Source organism: Streptomyces sp. NPDC002209 (genome assembly GCF_042890265.1).
In the GTDB taxonomy this organism is placed as follows: domain Bacteria; phylum Actinomycetota; class Actinomycetes; order Streptomycetales; family Streptomycetaceae; genus Streptomyces.
This window is the reverse complement of sequence record NZ_JBIARX010000001.1, coordinates 885,820-905,475: the sequence shown is the minus strand read 5'-3', so window position 1 is coordinate 905,475 and position 19,656 is coordinate 885,820. Positions and strand designations below refer to the sequence as shown.

The 19,656-nt window shown below is 74.7% G+C and carries 16 protein-coding genes; 9 read left to right on the top strand and 7 right to left on the bottom strand.

Annotation, left to right across the window (positions count from 1 at the left end; genetic code table 11):
• Positions 1-4: 4 nt before the first annotated feature.
• The 8 genes from ACFYXK_RS04175 (at position 5) to ACFYXK_RS04140 (ending at position 8,850) form a co-directional block, all read left to right on the top strand.
• Positions 5-1,870, top strand: a complete 1,866-nt coding sequence (locus ACFYXK_RS04175; RefSeq protein ID WP_389409715.1) for a GTPase — start codon at positions 5-7, stop codon at positions 1,868-1,870.
• Positions 1,871-2,055: 185 nt separating this feature from the next.
• Complete coding sequence (locus ACFYXK_RS04170; RefSeq protein ID WP_389409714.1) at positions 2,056-2,463, top strand: single-stranded DNA-binding protein; 408 nt, start codon at positions 2,056-2,058, stop codon at positions 2,461-2,463.
• A 167-nt stretch (positions 2,464-2,630) separates the two neighbouring features.
• On the top strand, positions 2,631-3,812 hold the full coding sequence (locus tag ACFYXK_RS04165) for a thioester domain-containing protein (protein WP_389409713.1): 1,182 nt from the start codon (positions 2,631-2,633) through the stop codon (positions 3,810-3,812).
• Positions 3,813-4,003: 191 nt separating this feature from the next.
• On the top strand, positions 4,004-5,488 hold the full coding sequence (locus ACFYXK_RS04160; protein ID WP_389409712.1) for a bifunctional phosphatase PAP2/diacylglycerol kinase family protein: 1,485 nt from the start codon (positions 4,004-4,006) through the stop codon (positions 5,486-5,488).
• Positions 5,489-5,526: 38 nt separating this feature from the next.
• Positions 5,527-5,847 carry a barnase inhibitor gene (locus ACFYXK_RS04155; protein ID WP_389409711.1) on the top strand — a complete coding sequence of 107 codons (321 nt, stop codon included), beginning with the start codon at positions 5,527-5,529 and terminating at the stop codon, positions 5,845-5,847.
• Between the two features lie 130 nt (positions 5,848-5,977).
• Positions 5,978-7,642 (top strand): energy-dependent translational throttle protein EttA, encoded by a 1,665-nt coding sequence (gene ettA / locus ACFYXK_RS04150; protein ID WP_383513224.1) that lies wholly within the window; start codon positions 5,978-5,980, stop codon positions 7,640-7,642.
• Positions 7,643-7,654: 12 nt separating this feature from the next.
• Complete coding sequence (locus ACFYXK_RS04145) at positions 7,655-8,131, top strand: acyl-CoA thioesterase (RefSeq protein WP_389409710.1); 477 nt, start codon at positions 7,655-7,657, stop codon at positions 8,129-8,131.
• Positions 8,128-8,850 carry a hypothetical protein gene (locus ACFYXK_RS04140; protein ID WP_389409709.1) on the top strand — a complete coding sequence of 241 codons (723 nt, stop codon included), beginning with the start codon at positions 8,128-8,130 and terminating at the stop codon, positions 8,848-8,850. Before ACFYXK_RS04145 ends, ACFYXK_RS04140 begins: the two co-directional genes overlap by 4 nt.
• Positions 8,851-8,901: 51 nt before the next feature.
• Here ACFYXK_RS04140 and ACFYXK_RS04135 read toward each other — a convergent pair whose 3' ends face one another.
• On the bottom strand, positions 8,902-9,306 hold the full coding sequence (locus ACFYXK_RS04135) for a globin (RefSeq protein WP_266629170.1): 405 nt from the start codon (positions 9,304-9,306) through the stop codon (positions 8,902-8,904).
• Positions 9,307-9,428: 122 nt separating this feature from the next.
• Here ACFYXK_RS04135 and ACFYXK_RS04130 point away from each other — a divergent pair, with 122 nt between their 5' ends.
• Positions 9,429-10,445: a methyltransferase domain-containing protein gene (locus ACFYXK_RS04130; RefSeq protein WP_389409708.1), complete on the top strand. Its 1,017-nt coding sequence runs from the start codon at positions 9,429-9,431 to the stop codon at positions 10,443-10,445.
• Positions 10,446-10,460: 15 nt separating this feature from the next.
• On the opposite strand, the gene ACFYXK_RS04125 is transcribed toward ACFYXK_RS04130, so the two are convergent.
• The 6 genes from ACFYXK_RS04125 to ACFYXK_RS04100 form a co-directional block, all read right to left on the bottom strand.
• Positions 10,461-11,513 (bottom strand): FHA domain-containing protein, encoded by a 1,053-nt coding sequence (locus tag ACFYXK_RS04125; RefSeq protein ID WP_389409707.1) that lies wholly within the window; start codon positions 11,511-11,513, stop codon positions 10,461-10,463.
• Positions 11,514-11,566: 53 nt separating this feature from the next.
• Positions 11,567-12,892, bottom strand: coding sequence for a VWA domain-containing protein (locus ACFYXK_RS04120; protein ID WP_389409706.1), 1,326 nt, complete (start codon positions 12,890-12,892; stop codon positions 11,567-11,569).
• Between the two features lie 43 nt (positions 12,893-12,935).
• Entirely contained in the window at positions 12,936-14,546 is a 1,611-nt protein-coding gene (locus ACFYXK_RS04115) for a protein phosphatase 2C domain-containing protein (protein ID WP_389409705.1), read from the bottom strand.
• A gap of 3 nt (positions 14,547-14,549) precedes the next feature.
• The gene (locus ACFYXK_RS04110) at positions 14,550-17,312 is read right to left on the bottom strand and encodes a tetratricopeptide repeat protein (protein WP_389409704.1); all 2,763 of its coding nucleotides are present in this window, start codon (positions 17,310-17,312) and stop codon (positions 14,550-14,552) included.
• Positions 17,309-18,574, bottom strand: a complete 1,266-nt coding sequence (locus ACFYXK_RS04105) for a hypothetical protein (protein WP_389409703.1) — start codon at positions 18,572-18,574, stop codon at positions 17,309-17,311. Before ACFYXK_RS04105 ends, ACFYXK_RS04110 begins: the two co-directional genes overlap by 4 nt.
• A gap of 71 nt (positions 18,575-18,645) precedes the next feature.
• Entirely contained in the window at positions 18,646-19,590 is a 945-nt protein-coding gene (locus ACFYXK_RS04100) for a glutamate ABC transporter substrate-binding protein (protein WP_389409846.1), read from the bottom strand.
• Positions 19,591-19,656: the final 66 nt, after the last annotated feature.

Genomic DNA, 19,656 nt, shown 5'->3' with positions numbered 1-19,656 from the left:
CGCGGTGACCGCTTTGACCGACCGCACCGACGACCGCTGGGACGACGGATTCATCGCACGCTCGCGCCGCGTCGGCGGGGTCGACGTCGACTTCGACCTCGACCGCGCCCTCGATGGCGACGGGGACGAGGGCCACGAGGGTGACGAGGCGCTCGTCCGTGCCGTCTCCGGCGCCGGCAGCGACGGGGGCAAGGCCCCCTCGCCGCCGCCCAGTCCCGAAGGACAGGCGCTGCGCACGCGCCTCGAGGCGCTGCGCCAGCTGGTCGGGCTCTCCCGGACCCGGCTCGACGGAAAGACCCTCGCCGAGGCAGGCCGGGTGCTCGACGAGGCGGCCGCGCGGCGCGGGCTGTCGCCGCAGCACACGGTCGTCGCGATCGCCGGAGCCACCGGAAGCGGCAAGTCCACGCTCTTCAATTCACTCGCCGGAGTACAGATTTCCGAGACGGGGCTGCGCAGGCCGACGACCGCCGCGCCCATCGCGTGCAGCTGGTCGGACGGCGCGGCCGGGCTGCTCGACCGCCTCGAGATCCCGGGCAGGCTGCGCCGCCGGCCGCGCGAGACCTCGGAGACCGGCGCGCTGCGCGGGATGGTCCTCGTGGACCTGCCGGACCTGGACTCGGCGGTCGGCGCCCACCGCGACCACGTGGACCGGGTGCTCGCCCTGGTCGACGCGGTGGTGTGGGTGGTCGACCCGGAGAAGTACGCCGACGCGGTGCTGCACGAGCGGTACCTGCGGCCGCTGGCCGGGCACGCCGAGGTGACGTTCGTCGTGCTGAACCAGGTGGACCGGCTGCCCGGCGAGTCGGCGGACCTCGTACTGGACGACCTGCGGCGGCTGCTGGACGACGACGGCATCGCCCTCGGCGAGCACGACGAGCCCGGCGCCACCGTCCTCGGGCTGTCGGCGCTGACCGGCGAGGGCGTCGGGGAACTCCGCGACCTCCTCGCACAGTTCACCCAGGAGAAGGGCGCCGCGACCCGGCGGATCTCCGCCGATGTCGACCGGGCCGCCGTGCGCCTGCGCCCGCTGTACGTGGCCGACGGCCATCCGGGGCCGGAGATCGGGGAGGCGGCGCGCGCCGAGTTCGAGGACCGGCTCGCGGAGGCGGTCGGGGCGTACGCGGCCGGGCTGGCCGCCGAGCGGGCCTGGCGGCGCAATGCTGGCAAGGCGTGCGGCACCCCGTGGCTGCGGCTGTGGCGGTGGTACGAGGGCCGGCGCGCCCCGCGCACGCTGGCCGGGCTGGCCGCGCTGGCGGCGATCGGCGGCCGGGGGCCCGCGACCGCGCAGACGCCGGTCGAGGAGGAGGTCACCGCGCGCCAGCGGGTGGAACAGGCCGTGCGGGCGGTCGCCGACGCGGCGGCCGACGGGCTGCCCGATGCCTGGGCGCAGGCAGTCCGGGAGACCGCGGTGCGAGGCGCCGAACAGCTCCCGGAGTCGCTGGACGAGATCGCGGTGACGCTGGGGTCGGCGGTCACGGTGCCGAGCGCCAGGCCGCCGCGGCCGGCGTGGTGGCCCGCGGCGGTGCTGACGCAGGCGGCGATGACGCTGCTGCAGATCTACGGCGGGCTGTGGCTGGTGGGGCAGATCGTCGGGGTCCTGGAGCCGCGGCTGATGCCGCCGGTGCTGCTGATGGTGGCGGGCATCATCGGCGGGCCGCTGGTGGAGTGGACCTGCTCGATCGCGGCCCGGGGCCCGGCGCGGCGGTACGGGCAGGACGCGGAGCGGCGGCTGCGGCAGGCGGCGGCCGGCTGCGGGCGGGCCCGGGTGCTGGAGCCGGTGGCGGCGGAGCTGCTGCGCTACCGGGAGGTGCGCGAGCAGTACGCGACGGTGGCCGCAGGGGGGACGAAGTTGTCCACAACCCGCCAGTAGTCCACAGGCCGGAGCGGGAATCGGGGGGCCGCGCCAGCATGGGTCGTACCTCGTGCGGATGGTCCGTGCGGGTCCTGCGGATGGTCTGTGCACGTCGTGCGGATGGTCCGTGCAGGTCGTGCGGAGGTCCGCGCGGGTCGTGCGGATGGTCCGCGCGGGTACGGATGCGGGGGAGGGCTGCCGGGATGAACGACACCACGGTGACGCTGATCGGTCATGTGGCCACGCAGATCGACTACAAGGAGACGGTGAACGGGCCGTCGGCGCGGTTCCGGTTCGCCGTGACGCCGCGGTACTTCGACCGGCGCAAGGACGCCTGGACGGACGGGACCACCAGCTTCTACACCGTGTGGGCGCGGCGCACGCTCGCGGTGAACCTGGCCGGTTCCGTCGCGGTGGGCGAGCCGCTGGTGGTGCACGGGCGGCTGCGCGTGAGGGAGGATCCGCCCGACGGGGAGGGCAACCGGTGGTTCTCGGCGGAGATCGACGCGACCGCCGTCGGCCACGACCTGAACCGGGGGACGGCGGCATTCCGGCGGGTCGTCAAGGCGGACCCGCCACTGATGGTCACTCAGAAGGCGGCGGTGGTCTGAGTGTTCGAGGCGGTTAGGATTCCCCGGTACTCACGGGCACCTGGGTCATTGGCCCGAAGGGGAAGACTGTGTCGATTGCCGTTCCCGCATCCTGCGCTCCTGATTCCGCTGCTTCTTCGCCGTCTGCTGCTGTCGCTTCCGCGAGACCTGCCGCTTCGGTTGCGGCGGTGGCGGCTGTACGGGCCTGCGCGCGGCGGCCGTTGGCGGCGGCGCTGCTGGCCGCGGCCCTGGCCGCCGCCCCGGCCGCGCCGGCGGCCGCCGACTCCGGGACACCTGCGCCCCGGACGGCGGAGGGCGCGAGCGCCGTGCTGGACGGGCTGAAGACGTACGGGCAGGCGGTCCTGCACGCGAAGGACGGGTCGGTCCGGCAGATTCCGGCGGGGCTGTACGAGATGCGGGTCGACGGCGGCGGGATGCTCCAGAGCTACGGGGTCGGCGTGGCGGGCAACGCCCAGCCGCAGGCCCGGTACACGGAGAGCGGCTGGAGCGGCACCCTGCTCGCGGGGAACGGGGAGGCGGGCCGGATCCGCTGGGTCCTCGAGCACTCCTATCCGCAGCTGAACGATCTCGCCGGACTGGCCAAGGCGGCCGGGGCCGGGGCTCTGACCGCGGAGAGCGCGGCCGCCGGGACCCAGGTCGCGATCTGGCGGCTCGCGGACGGGGCGCAGGTGGAGGCAGCCGACCCGGCGGCGGAGAAGCTGGCCGACTACCTCCAGCGGTCGGCGGGCAAGCTCCCGGAGCCGCCGGCCTCGCTGGGGCTGGACCCGGAGAACGTGTCGGGTCCCGTGGGCACCCGCCTCGGGCCGGTCACCGTGCGGACCGGGGCGCAGAGCGTGACGGTCACCCCGGACGCGGCGGCCGTGGCCATGGGGGTGCGGGTGGTGGACGCCGAGGGGCGACCGCTCACCACCGCGTCCAACGGGAGCAGGCTGTACTTCGAGGTGCCGGCGGGCACCCCGGACGGCGCGGCCTCGGTCACCGTCCAGGGCTCCACGAAGGTGCCGGTCGGGCGGGTCTTCAGCAGCGGGGTGCCGGCCCAGGCGCAGGTCGTGGCGGGCTCCAGCGAGTCCGCGGCGGCGGCCTCGGCGAACGCGGTCTGGCCGCAGCCCGTGGTGGCCGAGGCCGGTACGACCGGCGACGGGCCCGCCGTGGCGCAGGCCTCGGCCGCGGCCGCGGCGGCGGCCGCGGTCTCGTCGGAGTCCACCACGGACGAGGAGCGGCTCGCCACCAGCGGCAGCTCCGCCGCCACGCCGGTCATCGCCTCGCTGGCGGTGGGCCTGGTGGTATTGGGCGGCCTGGTGGTCCTCCTGCTGCGCAAGCGCCCCCTGGACGAGGACGACCAGGCGTAGGAGGGAATCCGCGCTGCACGGGGCGCGGGGTCCCAGGGGCGCGCGCCTTGCCGATGACCTCCCCCGGGTGACAGGCGACCGGACGCCCGGGCAGCGGCTCCGGTGCCCTGCGGCGTGGTGCGCCTGCGGAGGGGAGGGCCGGTTGGCGGAGGTGTTGGTTCCGGGGCGCCGGTTGCGGGTAGGCGCTGGCAATGGCCGATCAGGAGCTGACCTGGCAGGGCGCCGCCGCGCGGTGGGACCGGATGCTGTTCGACGGGGTGGCCCGCCGGCACTGGCCCGCGGCCGACCGGGTGCTGCCCCGACTCGGGCGGGCCGCGAACCACGGGGTGCTGTGGGGCGTCGCCGCCGCGGCGATCGCGGTCCTCGGCTCGGCGGGGGCCCGCAAGGCGGCGTTGCGCGGAGCCGCCTCGCTGGCGCTGGCCTCGGCGACCGTCAACACCGTCGGCAAATGGTCCGTACGCCGGCCCCGGCCGCTGCTGGAGGGCGTGCCCGAGGCGCGGCGGCTGATCACGCAGCCGACGACCACCTCGTTCCCGTCCGGGCACTCGGCGTCCGCGTTCGCGTTCACCACCGGGCTCGCGCTCGAGGCGCCCGGCTGGGGCGCCGTGCTGGCCCCGGTGGCCGTGTCGGTGGCGTTCTCCCGCGTGTACACGGGGGTCCACTACCCGTCCGACGTGGTCGCGGGGGCGGCGCTGGGCGTGGCCGCGGGCCTGGCCGTACGCCGTCTCGCGCGCGGCGTCGAGGAGGCGCGCGTCGTGCCGGGCGACGAGCCGACGGCCGCCGAGGCGCCCGCGCTGCCGGACGGGGCCGGGCTCACGGTGGTGGTCAACGCCGGGTCGGGCACGGCCGCCGACGCGGGGCTCGACGTTCTGCGCAGCCGGCTGCCCAAGGCCGAGGTGGTCGAGTGCGAGGGCCCGGAGCTCGCCGCGGAACTGGCGGCGGCGGCCACCCGGGCCACCGTGCTCGGGGTGTGCGGCGGCGACGGCACGGTCAACGCGGCTGCCACCGCCGCGCTGCGGGCCGGGGTGCCGCTCGCGGTGTTCCCCGGCGGCACGCTCAACCACTTCGCCCTCGACCTCGGCCTCGCCGGAGCCGAGGACACCTGCCGCGCCGTCGCCGCCGGCCAGGCGGTCCACGCCGCGGTGGGCCGCTTCACCCCGGGCCCCGACCCCGAGGACGGGCGCAGCGGCCACTTCCTGAACACCTTCAGCATCGGTGCGTACCCGGAGCTGCTGCGGCACCGCCTGCACTGGGCGCCGCGGATCGGCGGCGGGCCCGCCGCGCTCCTGGCCGCGTGGAAGGTGCTGCGTGCGGAGCGCCCCGTACGGCTCCGGCTGGCCGGGCGCCCCCGGAGCGTCTGGCTGCTCTTCGCGGGCAACGGCACCTACCACGGCACCGGCCCGACCCCCCGTCGCCGCGACGGCCTCGGCGAGGGCCTGCTCGACGTCCGCCTCGTGCACGGCGGCGGCCGCCCCGGCCCCCGCCTGCTCGCCGCCGCGCTCACGGGCCCGCTGAGCCGTTCCCCCGTTCACACGGCCACCCGCCTGCGCAGCCTGCGCGTTGCGGAGATCCCCGCCGGCACCCCGCTGGCGTACGACGGGGAGTACGCCCACGCCCCCGCCGCGCTGGTCCTCGACACCCTCCCGAACGCCCTGACCGTCTACCGCCCCCGCTGAGGGAGCCCCCAAGGCCCCGCCTCCCCGCGCCCCGCCCCGTGACTGCCCGCCCCCCCGCGCCCCGCCCGCCACCCCCGTGCCTCCCCGCCCTCGACGACTGCCTCCGCGGCGGCTTCGGAACCCGTGACGACGGCGACTTCGTGATCGAGTGGCGCGACCACGAGGTGTCCCGGCGGGCCCTCGGCCACCCCGAGACCGCGCGCTACCTCGAAGGAGTGCTCACGCGCTGTCACCCGACGAACCGCGAGCGCGTCGCCGGCGAGCCGGCACGGGCGCGCGCCGGCTGCGGCCCCACCCTGTTCGACTTCCTGACGGAGATCTTCGAGGGGCAGGTCCCGGGCGCCCTCCGCCTCCGCTGACCTGCCCGAAGTCCCTCCGAGAGGCCGCCTGCGCCGGGGTCCCGGGGACCATACGGGTTTCCCCCGGGGGATGGACGTACGGCAAGATGGGGTGTATCTGCCCACCCATCGATCTGCCGGACGGTTTCTCTTGGCTGAGTTCATCTACACCATGCGCAAGACGCGCAAGGCGCACGGCGACAAGGTGATTCTTGATGACGTCTCCTTGAACTTCCTGCCCGGCGCGAAGATCGGTGTGGTCGGCCCGAACGGTGCCGGTAAGTCCACCGTTCTGAAGATCATGGCTGGCCTGGAGCAGCCGTCCAACGGTGACGCGTTCCTGTCGCCCGGCTTCAGCGTCGGCATCCTCATGCAGGAGCCCAAGCTCGACGAGTCGAAGACGGTCCTGGAGAACGTCCAGGACGGCGCCGCCGAGATCATGAAGAAGCTCAAGCGCTTCAACGAGGTCGCCGAGCTCATGGCGACCGACTACACCGACGCCCTCATGGACGAGATGGGCAAGCTCCAGGAGGACCTGGACCACGCCAACGCGTGGGACCTGGACGCCCAGCTGGAGCAGGCCATGGACGCCCTGGGCTGCCCGCCCGGCGACTGGGCCGTCACCACCCTCTCCGGTGGCGAGAAGCGCCGCGTGGCACTGTGCAAGCTGCTGATCGAGGCCCCGGACCTGCTCCTCCTCGACGAGCCCACCAACCACCTCGACGCCGAGTCGGTGAACTGGCTGGAGCAGCACCTCTCGAAGTACTCGGGTGCCGTCGTCGCCGTCACCCACGACCGCTACTTCCTGAACAACGTCGCCGAGTGGATCCTCGAGCTCGACCGCGGCCGCGCGCACCCCTACGAGGGCAACTACTCCACCTACCTGGAGAAGAAGGCCGCCCGCCTCAAGGTCGAGGGCCGCAAGGACGAGAAGCGCCAGAAGCGCCTCAAGGAAGAGCTGGAGTGGGTCCGCTCCAACGCCAAGGGCCGCCAGACCAAGTCCAAGGCCCGTCTCGCCCGCTACGAGGAGATGGCGGCCGAGGCGGACAAGATGCGGAAGCTGGACTTCGAGGAGATCCAGATCCCGCCGGGCCCGCGTCTGGGCTCGATCGTGGTCGAGGTCAACAACCTCTCGAAGGCGTTCGGCGACAAGGTCCTCATCGACGACCTGTCGTTCACGCTGCCGCGCAACGGCATCGTCGGCATCATCGGCCCGAACGGCGCCGGCAAGACCACGCTCTTCAAGATGATCCAGGGCCTGGAGGCGCCGGACTCCGGCTCCGTCAAGGTCGGCGAGACCGTCAAGATCAGCTACGTCGACCAGTCCCGCGCCAACATCGACCCCAAGAAGACCCTCTGGGCGGTCGTGTCGGACGAGCTGGACTACATCAACGTCGGCCAGGTCGAGATGCCGTCCCGCGCGTACGTCAGCGCCTTCGGCTTCAAGGGTCCGGACCAGCAGAAGCCGGCCGGCGTCCTGTCCGGTGGTGAGCGCAACCGCCTCAACCTGGCGCTGACGCTCAAGGAGGGCGGCAACCTGCTGCTCCTCGACGAGCCCACCAACGACCTCGACGTCGAGACCCTGTCGTCGCTCGAGAACGCGCTGCTGGAGTTCCCCGGTGCGGCCGTGGTCATCTCCCACGACCGCTGGTTCCTCGACCGCGTCGCCACGCACATCCTGGCGTACGAGGGCGAGTCCAAGTGGTACTGGTTCGAGGGCAACTTCGAGTCGTACGAGAAGAACAAGATCGAGCGTCTCGGCCCGGACGCGGCCCGTCCGCACCGTGCCACCTACAAGAAGCTCACTCGAGGCTGAGGCTGACGAGCAATGGCCAGACACCTCTACCGGTGCCCCTTGCGCTGGTCGGACATGGATGCCTTCGGGCACGTCAACAACGTCGTCTTCATCCGCTATCTGGAGGAGGCACGGATCGACTTCATGTTCCGGCTGGCGCCCGGGGAGGGCAGTGACTCCTTCACGGGCGGCTCCGTCGTGGCCCGCCACGAGATCGACTACAAGCTGCCCCTCGTGCACCGCCACGAGCCGGTCCTCATCGAGTCCTGGGTGACCCGGATCGGCGCCGCGTCCCTGACCATCGGCTACGAGGTCAAGGACGAGGCGACCGAGGACGCACCCGAGACGGTGTACGTGCGCGCCGAGACGGTGGTCGTGCCGTACAACCTCGCCGAGGGGCGGCCCCGCCGCATCACGGCCGAGGAGAGGCACTTCCTCGAGAAGTACCTCGACGAGCCGGCCAAGCAGGCCGGCAAGGCCAAGCCCGCCGAAAGGCGCCTGGCGGCATGACCGAGCAGCTGCGCTTCGCCGATTCCGGGGAGGCGGCGGACCTCGCCGCCTTCCTGGGCCGGCTGGTGCACTACGACCGCGCCGCCGCGGTCCGCCTGCAGGCGCAGGCGGGCGGCGGCGCGCTCGCCGTCTTCGGACGGCCGGCGTCCTTCGAGGTGCTGGCCATCCGCACGGTACGGCTCGCCGTGCCCGTTCCCCGGCCGCTGGACGTGACCGTGTCCGCCGGCGAGCTGCTGGAATCCGTCGACGAGGCCACCGCGGGCGCCGCCGTGCCCGGGCCGGTCACCGGCCCGCCCTGGACCGGGGTGCTCCCGCCCCGGGGCGGCTGGCGGCAGCTGCCCGGGCTGCCCGGCCCCGACGAGGTCCGGGCCGCCGTGGCGGCCTCCGTCGCCGAGTTCCGGGCCCGTGACGAGGCCCTGCCCCCGCAGCACCGGACCCGGTCCGAGCGGGACCGCATCGGCCGTGAGATCTGGTCCCGGACGCTGGGCGACACCGAGCTCCCGCTGCGCGCCGTGCATGCCGCGCAGTCCCTGGGCTTCCTGCGGCCGATCCGGTCGGCCGTGCCGAGCGGTGGCGCCCCCGCGCCCGGCGCCCCCGAGCCGGTGGCCCTGCTCGCCTCGGGCGGCTGGCTCCGGCTGCGTACCCCGTACGGCTCGATCGCGATGCGCCGCCCCGGCGGCAACGGCGGCCTGGGCGCCCTCCAGGTCCGGCCGGTCTAGGCTTCCGCTCGGGGTTCCGCGTGCGGGCGCCCGTACGCGGCCTCCTGCGGACTAGCCCGCGGTGTTGATCATCGATGCGGCGGCGTACGTCAGGTACCGCCACAGCTGCGCCTCGTGCTCCGGCGCCAGGCCCAGCTCGTCCACCGCCACGCGCATGTGCCCCAGCCACGCGTCGTGCGCCGCCGCGTCCACCTGGAACGGGGCGTGCCGCATCCGCAGGCGCGGGTGGCCGCGGTTCTCGCTGTACGTGTTCGGGCCGCCCCAGTACTGCATCAGGAAAAGGGCGAACCGCTCCTCGGCGGGGCCGAGGTCCTCCTCCGGGTACATCGGGCGCAGCAGCGGGTCCTCCGCAACCCCCTGGTAGAAGCGCCGCACCAGGCGGCGGAACGTCTCCTCGCCGCCCACCTGCTCGTAAAACGTCTGCTCCTGAAGCGTGCCCCGCGGAATCTCATTCACCCGACCATCGTCTCAGACGCCCGGACGGAGGACCGGGGACTTAGGACCACCGCCTCCCGCGACGGCCCGGGCCGCCACGGCCACCGCTCGCCTCCCGGGCCCGGCCGCAGGACAGTGGAGCCATGGGTGCACACGCCGCACGCTCCGCACGCCCCGCACACGCCGCGGACGCCGGCCACGGCGAGACGCGGGACCTGAGGGACGCTGCCCACGCCGCGCAGGTGCGGGAGCTGACCGCTGCCGGAGTGCTGCAGGATCCCGCCTGGCGCTCGGCCTTCGCGGCGGTGCCCCGGCACGTCTTCGTCCCGTACTTCTTCACCGGCCGCGGCGCCGGCCACGAGCGGCTGTGGGGCGAGGACCCGGACCCGGCCCACCGCGCCCGCTGGCTGCGCGGGGTCTACACGGACGGCCCGCTCGCCACCCGGCTGCGCGACGGCGAACTGGTCTCCTCCAGCAGCCAGCCGTCCCTGATGGCGAAGATGCTGCACGCGCTGGACGTCCGCGACGGGGACGACGTGCTGGAGATCGGGGCGGGCACCGGTTACAACGCCGCGCTGCTGTGCCACCGGCTCGGCGACGAGCACGTCACCACGGTGGACCTGGACGAGGAGATCACCGAGTCCGCGCGGGCGCACCTGGCCCGGCTCGGCTACCGGCCGACCGTGGTCACCGGGGACGGGGCGCGCGGCTGCCCCTCCCGGGCCCCGTTCGACCGGATCCTGGTGACCTGCACGCTGCCGCTGATCCCGCACGCCTGGCTCGGCCAGTGCCGGCCCGGGGCGCGCATCCTGGCCCCGCTGTCGACCGGGCTGATCGCGCTCACGGTCCGGGACGCCGGCCTCGCGGAGGGCCGCTTCCTGCGCACCCCGGCGTACTTCGTCCCGCTGCGCGGGGCCAAGGCGTCGCCGACGGCGCCCGGGCTGCCGTACGGGCTCCCGTACGAGCTGGTGGAGAACGAGCGCTTCCAGTTCATGCTCGTGCTGACGGCGGGCGCGCTGCACCCGCGCGAGGCCCTGGACCTGTGGCGCGGCGAGGGCAGGCCCGGCCGCGAGCGGTTCGGGGTGACGGTCAGCACGGAGGGCCAGTGGTCCTGGCTCGACGACCCCCAGGGCCCGTACGTATGGCCCCTGGGGGAGTAGGGCAGCAGCTCGGGATCAGCCCCGGCGGATGGTGATGGTGGTCCAGGCGCCCACGTGGACCTGGTCGCCGTCGGTGAGGGGGACCGGGACGTAGGGCTGGATCGGCTCCTCGCCGCCGTTGATGGTGGTGCCGTTGGTGGAGTTCTGGTCCACCACCGCCCAGCTGAGGTCGGGCTGCTGCACGAGCACCGCGTGCTGGTGGGAGACGCCCGGGTCCTCCGGGGGCACCGACAGGTCGATGTCCGGGGACTCGCCCGTCGAGGCGCGGCGGCGGCCGATGGTGATCTGGCCGCCGGAGAGCGGGAGATGCTGCTCCGGGGAGTACGCGGGCAGGTTGAGCCCGGCCGCCTCGGGGCCGCTGCGCTGCATCATCGCCATGAAGTACGAGCGGTCGGGGCCGATCGTCGCGCTCCACGCGCCGGTGCTCTGCGGCGGAAACGGCTGCTGCGGCTGGGGCTGCTGCGGCTGGGCCTGGTGCTGCTGAGGGTGCTGCTGAGGCTGGTGGGCCTGCTGGTACTCGTGCTGCTGCGGGTACTCCGGCTGCCGGTACTCCTGCTGCGGCGCGGGCTGCTGCCGGTACTGCTGCTGCGGCTGCGCCTGGTGCTGCTCGTGCGCCGGGGGCGGCAGCAGCCAGTCGTCCTCGCGCTGCAGCGGCTCCGCCGGCCGGTTGACCCGGGACGGCCGGGAGCCCTGGTACTCGAAGTGGTCCTGGGAGAACGGCGCCGGGGCAGGAGCCGGCGGCGCGGGAGGCGGGGGCGGAGGCGGCGGGGTCGCCCCGGCGCCGGTCCCGCCGACGGCTCCCGCATCCGTGCCGAGCGGCGCGTACGAGGTCGCCGAGCGCGTCAGGAAGTTGTACCGGCACTCCTCGCAGAACGGGGCCATGGCCTCGCGCGGGGTCCGGCACTGCGGGCAGAGCTCCGCCTGGGCGGTCGGCTCACCGGCGGTGGGAGGGTAGCCGTAGCCGTAGGAGGGCGCCGCGGGCGCACCCGTGGCGGCAGCCATGCGGTGGCCGCAGACCTCGCACCAGTCGTCGGAGGCGGACTGGTGCCCGTTCGGGCAGGTCGGCATGGCGGCTCTTCCCCCTTCAGCCTGCGTCATCGCGTCAGGTCTTCTCAGGTCTCTCAGGTCTTCTTCACTCGGACGGTCTGGATCGAACGCGTTTCGAGGGTCATCTCGTCGGCATCCGCGACCTTCGCCTTCAGCCGCACAGTACCCGCCGCGGCATCGACGACATCCACCACCTTCGCGAGCAGCTTGGCCGTGTCTGCGTTTCCGGAGGCACTGGCCAGCTGCACGGCACGGCCGAGCTTGGCCGTGGCGCCGTCGACATCGCCCAGTTTGCGGGCTTCCAGGCCCTGTTGGATAGCCTGCGCGAGTTCCGCCTGTCCCGTGTAGTGGGCGACCTGCGGGTTGATGGCGGTGGAGGCGGCCAGATCGTCCGTCCACACGGCACGGACCAGACCCTGCGCGAGCGTGGCCGGCGGTTCGCCCGGCGCGCCGGGGAGGAGCAGCGTGACCCGTGCGGCCAGCATCTCCTGGCCGACGGAGGCGGCCGGGACCCGGACGCACACGTGGTATTCGCGGGACTCGTCGCCCCACGACCCGGTCGGGTAGTCGCCGGCCCGCGGGCCCGCCCCGGTGCGGCGGTCGCTGAGGTCCTGCACGGTGGGCGCGACCTGCTTGACGTACTGGATCTCCACGCCGACCGGGGTCCACAGGCGCAGCGCGACGTCCGCGACCTCCTTGCCCATGGCGTTCTCCATCATGCGCGTGAAGTCCTCGGCGAGGTGCGCCGGATCGGCCACGATGTCGGCCGAGCCGAGCAGAGCGCTCGCGATGCCGGTGACCTCCTTGACCTCCCAGTCGGTCCCCACCCCGCGCGCGTCGCAGGTGAAGCGGCCCGCGCAGGCCTCGAGGGTGGCGCGGAGCACGGCCGGGTCCTCGTGCTCGTTGCGGCCGTCGGTGAGCAGGATGCCGTGCCGTATGGCGGCCGGGGACTGGCGCAGCAGGCCGTCGGCCAGGCGCAGCCAGGTGCCGATGGCGGTGCCGCCGCCCGGACTCAGCGACCGCAGGGCCTCCTTGGCCTGGGCGCGGGTGGCCGGGTCGGCGACGGCGAGGCGGCCCTGGCCGGGGTAGACCTCCTTGGCCACGTGCGTCCCGGCGATGACGGCGAACGCGGTGCCGTCGCGCAGGGTGTCGATCGCGGCGGCGGTGGCCTCCCGGGCGCCGCGCATCTTGTCCGGCGGATACTCCATGGACCCCGAGCAGTCCACCATGATCACGACGGCGGCCGAGCCGTGGGCGGCCGCCGCGCGGGTTGCGGTGGCTCCGCCGGTGGACGTCACCGTGACGATGGCGTGGACGTCCCTCCCGCCCTCGGGGAGGAACTCGTTCTGGTACACCTCCACGCTGAAGCGCGGGGCGCTCGGCTTGGCGAAGTTCGCCATCGGCTGGACTCCTAGGAGAGGGACGGGGGACGGGGCGGACGGATCAGCCCTGAGGGCGTACTTCCGCTTCCGTTTCCGATTCCGCTTGCGCTGGGGGCTGCTGCGGCCCGGGCGCAGCAGCCGCTGCCCCGGCGCCCGCCTCCGCCGCTCCCGGCCCGGTCGGCGCGGCGAACGGGACGACGGCGACCGTGACGTTGTCGTGCCCGCCCCCGTCGAGGGCGTGCCCCACCAGGACCTGAGCGCTGTGCAGGGGCCGGGCGGCGGCGTCCGCGGGCAGCACCTGGGCCATGTCCTGGGCGGACTCGGCGTAGTTCCACAGGCCGTCGGTGCAGACGACCACGACGCCCGCGTGGTCCGGCTTGAACGTGGCCGTGTGCGGCTCCAGGTCGTACGCGTCGGCCCCGAGCCAGCCGGTGATGGCGTGGGCGCGGACGTCGGCGTAGGCCTCGGCCTCGCCCATCAGCCCGGCCGCGACCATCTGGGCCGCCCAGGAGTCGTCCTCGGTGAGCCGACGCGGCAGGGCGTCGCGGTCGTCGGGGACCCAGTACGCGCGGCTGTCACCGACCCAGCCGATGGTCAGCAGGCCGCCGCTGACGACGGCGCCGACCAGGGTGCAGGCGGGGGCGTTCTGCGCGCCGGGGACCTCCGGGGCCAGGGCGTTCACGGCGGCGGCCGCGGCCAGGATGGCGTCGTGCATGGCCTCCTGGGGGTGGGCGCCGCGCGGGAGGGCTTCGAGCAGGGCCTCGTTGGCGGCGCCGGCCGCGGCGGCCGATGCCTCGTCGGGCCGGCTGGCGGAGGAGACGCCGTCGCAGACGATGGCCACCGTGGCGGCCGAGCCGTCGGGCAGGGCGGTGGCCGCGACCGCGAACGAGTCCTCGTTGCGGTGGTGGCGCAGCCCCCGGTCGCTGACGGCGGCGACGCTGCCGAGCTCCTCCTCGAGGTGGTCCCGCTCCCGCGGCTGGGCGTGCCCGCAGTGCTCGCAGTACCCGTCGGTGTCGACCCGTCCGGCCCGGCAGGCCACGCAGGTCTTCCCGCCGCCGTCGGCCGCGGGACCGCTGCCCTGCGCGCTGGCGGAGGCGTACGGGTCCTCGTGCCCGGGGCCGGCGGCGCCGTACGCGGCTTCGGCCGCGGCCCAGGGGGTCCCTTCGGGAGGGGTGGGGGTGCTGCCGGGCCGGTCGTGGCGGATCTCGCCGCCGGCCGCCGGATCGGGCACGCCGCCGTACGCAGGCGCGGGCGCCCCGTACGAGGACCCCTGCGGCGGTACGGGTGCGGCCCCGGCGACGGGCGGGGCGGTCGGCGGGGCGACCGGCGGTGCGGCCGGTTCCGCGACCGGCCGTGCGGCGGCAGCCGCGCCGGGCTCGGCGGCCGGCTGCGCCGGTGCGGACCACCCGACGGTGTCCCCCACCAGCGTGGGCGCCGCCCCGGCCGCGACACTGCCCCACCCGGGCGCGGGCTCCGCGAGGGCGTACCCGCCGACCGGAGCCGCCGGAGCTGCCGGAGCCGCCGGGAGCGGCGGGATCGGGAGGGTCGGATTGTCCCGGGACACGGGAGGGGGCGCGGCGGACACGGGGGAGCCGCAGACGCCGCAGAAACGGTCACCCTCCTCGAGGGGCTCCGCGCAGCTGGGGCAGCCAGACGGCCGATGCATCGACATCACTCACACCCACGTCCGGGGACGGAAACGGTTTGCCCGCTCCACCAGTTCGATCCTGTCCTCGCCCCGCTGCGCCAGCCGCGCGAGTACGCGGTACGAGCGCTCCAGGCCGAAGCGCAGGCCCCGCTCGTCCAGTTGACTGCCGAGCAGCGAGGTCCGACCGGGGTCGGAACCCCGGCTACCCGACAGTACCCAGTCCAGGGCCGAGCCCAGAACCTCGGTCGACAGCCGTTCGTGGCGCACCGCGTCCAGGCCGAACCGCTCCAGGGCCTCCACCTGCGCGGCAGCAGCCGCCAGATCCGGCAGCAGGGCCTCCTCGGGAGACCGGTCGCGCAGGCGTGCCCGTACCACCGCCACCCGTGCGGCGGTGTAGTGGATCGATGCCTCCGGCACGGACTCCAGCGTGCGCACCGCACCGGACCGGTCGCCCGCGGCGAGCTGGACGCGGGCCAGCCCGAAGGCCGCGCTCACGAATCCCGGGTCGGTGATCCAGACGAGCCGGTAGTACTCGGCGGCGTTGTCCAACTGGCCCAGGATCTCCGCGCACAGGCCCAGCGCCAGCTTCGGCGCGGGCTCGCCCGGGAAGGCGTCGTAGATGGCGTCGAAGGACAGCGCCGCTATCTCGTCGTCGCCGGTGGCCAGCGAGGCGATCCCGCGGGCCCACACCACCCGCCAGTCGTCCGGATGCCGGGCCTCCAGGTCCGTCAGGGCGCCGCAGGCCGCGGCGAGTTCGCCGAGCTCCAGGCGGGCCCGCAGCTCGCGCAGCCGCAGCTCCGCCGAGTCGGCGGGCGCCGAGCGCAGGGCGCCCAGCAGGTCACCCGGTGCGGAGGCCAGCAGTCCGGCCAGGAAGCCGGCGTTCGGGTCACCCGCGTCCACCAGCGGCACCGGCAGGGCCAGCGCCATGCCCCGGGCGTCCAGCACGGCCAGTTCGCCGGCGCGTACGGCCGGCAGGGGCACCGCCACGGGTCCGCCCGCCCCCGGCCCCGCCGCCGGGGCGGGCGGGCCGGCCGGCACCGGGGCCCGGCGCGGAGCCGGGACGCCACCTGCGGGCACCGCTCCGGCCGCCGGCCCGCCGGCCCGGTGGGTGGCCGTGGTCCCGAGCGGCGCGGAGAGGGCAGCCGCCCCCGGAGTCCCGGCGGGGGCCGCGGCCACGGCAGCCGCCGGAGCGGGCGGCGGGGCCGCCGGCCCCGGCCTGCGCCCGAGCCTGCGTCCCGCCGCGGGAGCCGGCAGCGTCCGCGCCCCGAGCCGGGACACCTCGCCCCCGGCCGCCTCGGCGAACAGCTGGGTGTCCAGCACCCGCAGCTCCGGCCCGAAGAGCGTGGAGACCTGCGGCCGCGGCCGGCCCGTCTGCAGGGCGACGACCTCCCGCAGCACGCCCGTCAGCTGGTCCGCCATCTCCTGCGCGGACGAGAACCGCCGGCCCGGATCCGGGTCGGTCGCCCGGACCAGCAGCCGGTAGAAGGACTCGTACCGCCCGAACACCTCGATGTGCTCCGGATCCGGCAGCGAATCCACGAACACGTTCGTGTAGCCCTGGAAGTCGAAGGTCAGGACGGCCAGCGTCCGCGCCACCGTGTACAGGTCGGAGGCGACCGAGGGGCCGAGCTCGGCCACCTCCGGCGCCTGGTAGCCCACCGTGCCGTAGATGGCCGACTCCTCGTCGTCCATCCGGCGCACCGCGCCCATGTCGATCAGCTTCAGCTGGTCCTGCTGCTGGATCGCGTTGTCGACCTTGAAGTCGCAGTACAGCAGGTTCCTGCTGTGCAGGTGCCCGAGCGCCTCCAGCGCCTCGATCCCGTACGCACAGGCCTGCTCCACCGGCAGCGGATCGCGGCGGCCGTCCGGCCGCCGCCGCTCGTTCGCTATCTCCTTCAGCGACTTGCCGCCGACGTACTCCATGACGATGTACCCGTCCAGCGAACCCGTCCGCTGGTCCAGGTGCTCCACGAAGTTGTAGATCCGCACGATGTTGGAGTGCTCGATCTCCGCGAGGAAGCGCCGCTCCGAGATCGCCGCGGCCATCGCGTCCTGGTCCCCGGTGTCGAGCAGGCCCTTGAGCACCACCCACCGGTCCGACACGGCCCGGTCCACCGCCAGGTACACCCAGCCCAGGCCGCCGTGCGCCAGACAGCCCGCCACCTCGTACTGGCCGTGCACGACCTCTCCCGCGCGCAGCTTGGGCACGAAGGAGTACGGGTGCCCGCACTTGGTGCAGAAGCCCTCGGTCCGGCCCGGCCGGTCCCCGCGGGCCCGGCCCACCGGAGCCCCGCAGTCCGAGCGCGAGCAGAACCGCTTGCGCTCCGGCACCTCCGGGTTCTCGAGCACCGCCGCCGAAGGGTCCGGACGCGGCACCTCCGGGACGTTGACCAGTCCGGCGCCCAGCCGGCTGCGGCCCGAGGGCCCGGTCGACGAACCCGAACTGCGCACCGACACCGAGCGGGTGGACCCGGCCCCCGACAGGGAGCGCGAGAGCCGGCCCGACACCGAGCGCCGCGAGGACGACGAACGCGAGGAGCGCGCGGAGGCCGAGGTCGACCCCGACCGGCCCGACCGGCCCGAGCCGTGAGAGCCGTGCGAGCCCTGCGAGTCGCCGTGCCGGGCCGCGCTCGTCATCCCCGTCGGCGGCGAGACCAGCTCCTCCGCACCCGCGGCGATCGCGCCGACGGGCGCCAGACCGCAGGTGTCGCAGTACAGCTCGCCGCCGCCCATGTCCTCGTACGACCCCGGGCAGCCGGGGCGAACGCACGCGGTTCCGACCAGGCTCATGCGTCCTCCCCTCCCGGCCCCTCGGGCCGGTACTGCGGCTGCGGCGGGGCCAGTGACTCGGCCGTCGCCTGTTGGTAGCGCAGCACGGCCTGCTCGGCGGCCCGCAAATCGCAGGGCGCGCTCCACAGCATCCGCCGGGCCGTGTCGTACCGCTCGATCAGCAGCGGATCCTCCGCCATCCCGTGCCGGGCCACCTTCGCCTTGTACGCGTCGAGCCGCCCGCGCAGTTCGGCCCGTACCGCCAGGGGAGCCGTCACCGCCGTCAACGATTCGCGGGCCCGGCGCAGTTCCTCCTCGGCCCGCTCCTCCAGCGACTCCAGCAGCGGCGAGAGCCGGTGCCACTGTGCCTGGCGCCGGTACTCGGCCGCCGCCGCGAGCTGCTCCTGCAGCGCCGTCGGCGGCCCGCTGACCACCGGAACCTCCGACGCCGCGATCTTCGCCAGCACCTCGCCGCGCGCGGTCCGCGCCTCCGCCAGCGTCCGGTCGGCCCGCGAGAGCACGTCCCGCAGGCTGATCAGCCGCTGCTCGGCGTCCTGCCGTACGGCCAGGACCGCCTCGATCTCCCGGCGTACGTCCTCCAGCGCGACCGCGGCCCGGTCGTAACGGGTGGTGTCCGGACGGCCGCCGCCGGGCGCGGAACTGCCCGCCACCGGCTGCCAGAACGCCAGCGGATCCGCGATCACCTGCGCCCGCAGCCCGGTCAGCTCGGCGGTGATGTCCTCCAGGTCGTCGCCCGAGGGGTGTTCACCCGGGCGGACCCCCACCGAGTGGGCCAGCGAGCGGGTGCGGTGCAGTTCGGCCGCGAGCAGGTCGATGCGGGCGGGCAGCGCCGACCACACCGAGTCGGCGGCCACCACCACGTCCAGCGAGCCCGCGTACAGCTCGTTCATCCGGGCCACCAGCTCGGCGAGCGAGAGCCGCTCCGCCAGCCCCACGCCCTCCGCACCGGCCCCGGCGATCAGCACCCCGGGCCCGCGCAGCCGCTCGGTCAGCTCGACCAGCTCCTCGCGGCCCGGCCAGCGGCGCCGCTCGCGGATCTCCCGGGCAGCGCCCAGCGCCCCGCTGTAGGCGTCGAAGTACGTCCACAGCCGGGTGATGGCGGCATCGGCCTGCGCCCACCGCTCCTTGGTGACGCCGGTCAGCCCGGCCCCTTCCAGCAGCCGGCGCCCGGCGTGGTCCTGGAGGGCGAGCAGCGAGGTCTCGACGGCCTCGTGCTCGGCGCCGAGCCGGGCCAGGGCGCGGTCGACGTCGTCCCGGTCCATCACTGCCGACTGCGCTTCCAAAGACCCCGCCTCCGCTTTCCTGACATCGGGCTCCGACTCTGCCACCTGCCTCAGCCGTCCCGGTACTTCGGCGCGGGCGGTCCGGCCACTCCGGGCAGGACGGGCTTGAGGTGCGTCACGTAAGCCTGCATCCAGGGGCTGCCGTCGCCGCCGGCGCGGTAGTTCTCCAGCACCTTGTTGACCCGGCGCACCAGGTCGGAGGCGTCCTTGTTCATGGCCACCCCGTAGAACTCCTTGGTGAACGGGGAGCCGACGAGGCGCACCGACGGGTCCTGCGCGGCCTGGCCGGCCGCGAGCGCGTTGTCCGTGATGATGCCGTCCACCTCGCCCAGCTGGAGCCGGACCAGGCAGTCGAGCTGGTTGGGCACGCTGACCGGGACCGAGCCGTACGGCTGGGCCTTGAGCGCCGCCTCGGCCGTGGAGCCCGCCGCGGTGCAGATGCGGCGGCCCTTCAGCGAGGCGTCGTACCCGGTGATCGGCGAGCCCTTGGGGGCGAGGACCTGCTGCCCGGCCTCGAAGTAGGCCGTCGAGAAGGCGACGTCCTCCAGCCGCTTGCAGTTGATCGTCATGGTCCGCACGACGACGTCGACGCGGCCGTCCTGGAGGGCGGGGATGCGCTGGCTGGTGGGGATGGCCCGGTAGATGACCGCGTTCTCGTCGCCCAGGATGTCCTTCGCGATGGCCTTGACCAGGGCGATGTCGAACCCGTCGAGGCGGCCGTCGACCGGGTTGCGGTAGCCCCACTTGAAGCTGTTCTGGTCCACGCCCGCGACGAGTTTGCCCGCCTTGCGGATCCGCTCGATGGCCGGCCCGTCCACGCCGGACGGGCGCAGGCTGGCCTCCGGGTCCTGGCAGGTGTCGGTGAGCGACCAGGGTGCAGGGGCGGCCGCCATCGAGGCGGGCTCGCGGACCACGGCCGGGTGGCCGGTGTCCGGGGCGGCATGGGCCAGCGGCAGCAGGACGGCCGCGGCCGTCACCGCGCAGGCGGCGGCCATGGCGCTCACCCCGCCCCAGCCGCGCAGCCGCCCCGCGGGCCGGCGAGGGGCGGCTGCGCCGTCGTG

What these genes read in the sequence shown, in the direction of transcription:
- ACFYXK_RS04100 (WP_389409846.1), bottom strand. Translation starts at nt 19,590, where the DNA reads ATGGCCGCCGCCTGCGCGGTGACGGCCGCGGCCGTCCTGCTGCCGCTG.
- ACFYXK_RS04120 (WP_389409706.1), bottom strand. Translation starts at nt 12,892, where the DNA reads ATGGCGAACTTCGCCAAGCCGAGCGCCCCGCGCTTCAGCGTGGAGGTG.
- ACFYXK_RS04130 (WP_389409708.1), top strand. Translation starts at nt 9,429, where the DNA reads ATGGGTGCACACGCCGCACGCTCCGCACGCCCCGCACACGCCGCGGAC.
- ACFYXK_RS04105 (WP_389409703.1), bottom strand. Translation starts at nt 18,574, where the DNA reads ATGGACCGGGACGACGTCGACCGCGCCCTGGCCCGGCTCGGCGCCGAG.
- ACFYXK_RS04125 (WP_389409707.1), bottom strand. Translation starts at nt 11,513, where the DNA reads ATGCCGACCTGCCCGAACGGGCACCAGTCCGCCTCCGACGACTGGTGC.
- ACFYXK_RS04140 (WP_389409709.1), top strand. Translation starts at nt 8,128, where the DNA reads ATGACCGAGCAGCTGCGCTTCGCCGATTCCGGGGAGGCGGCGGACCTC.
- ACFYXK_RS04115 (WP_389409705.1), bottom strand. Translation starts at nt 14,546, where the DNA reads ATGTCGATGCATCGGCCGTCTGGCTGCCCCAGCTGCGCGGAGCCCCTC.
- ACFYXK_RS04170 (WP_389409714.1), top strand. Translation starts at nt 2,056, where the DNA reads ATGAACGACACCACGGTGACGCTGATCGGTCATGTGGCCACGCAGATC.
- ACFYXK_RS04160 (WP_389409712.1), top strand. Translation starts at nt 4,004, where the DNA reads ATGGCCGATCAGGAGCTGACCTGGCAGGGCGCCGCCGCGCGGTGGGAC.
- ACFYXK_RS04145 (WP_389409710.1), top strand. Translation starts at nt 7,655, where the DNA reads ATGGCCAGACACCTCTACCGGTGCCCCTTGCGCTGGTCGGACATGGAT.
- ACFYXK_RS04110 (WP_389409704.1), bottom strand. Translation starts at nt 17,312, where the DNA reads ATGAGCCTGGTCGGAACCGCGTGCGTTCGCCCCGGCTGCCCGGGGTCG.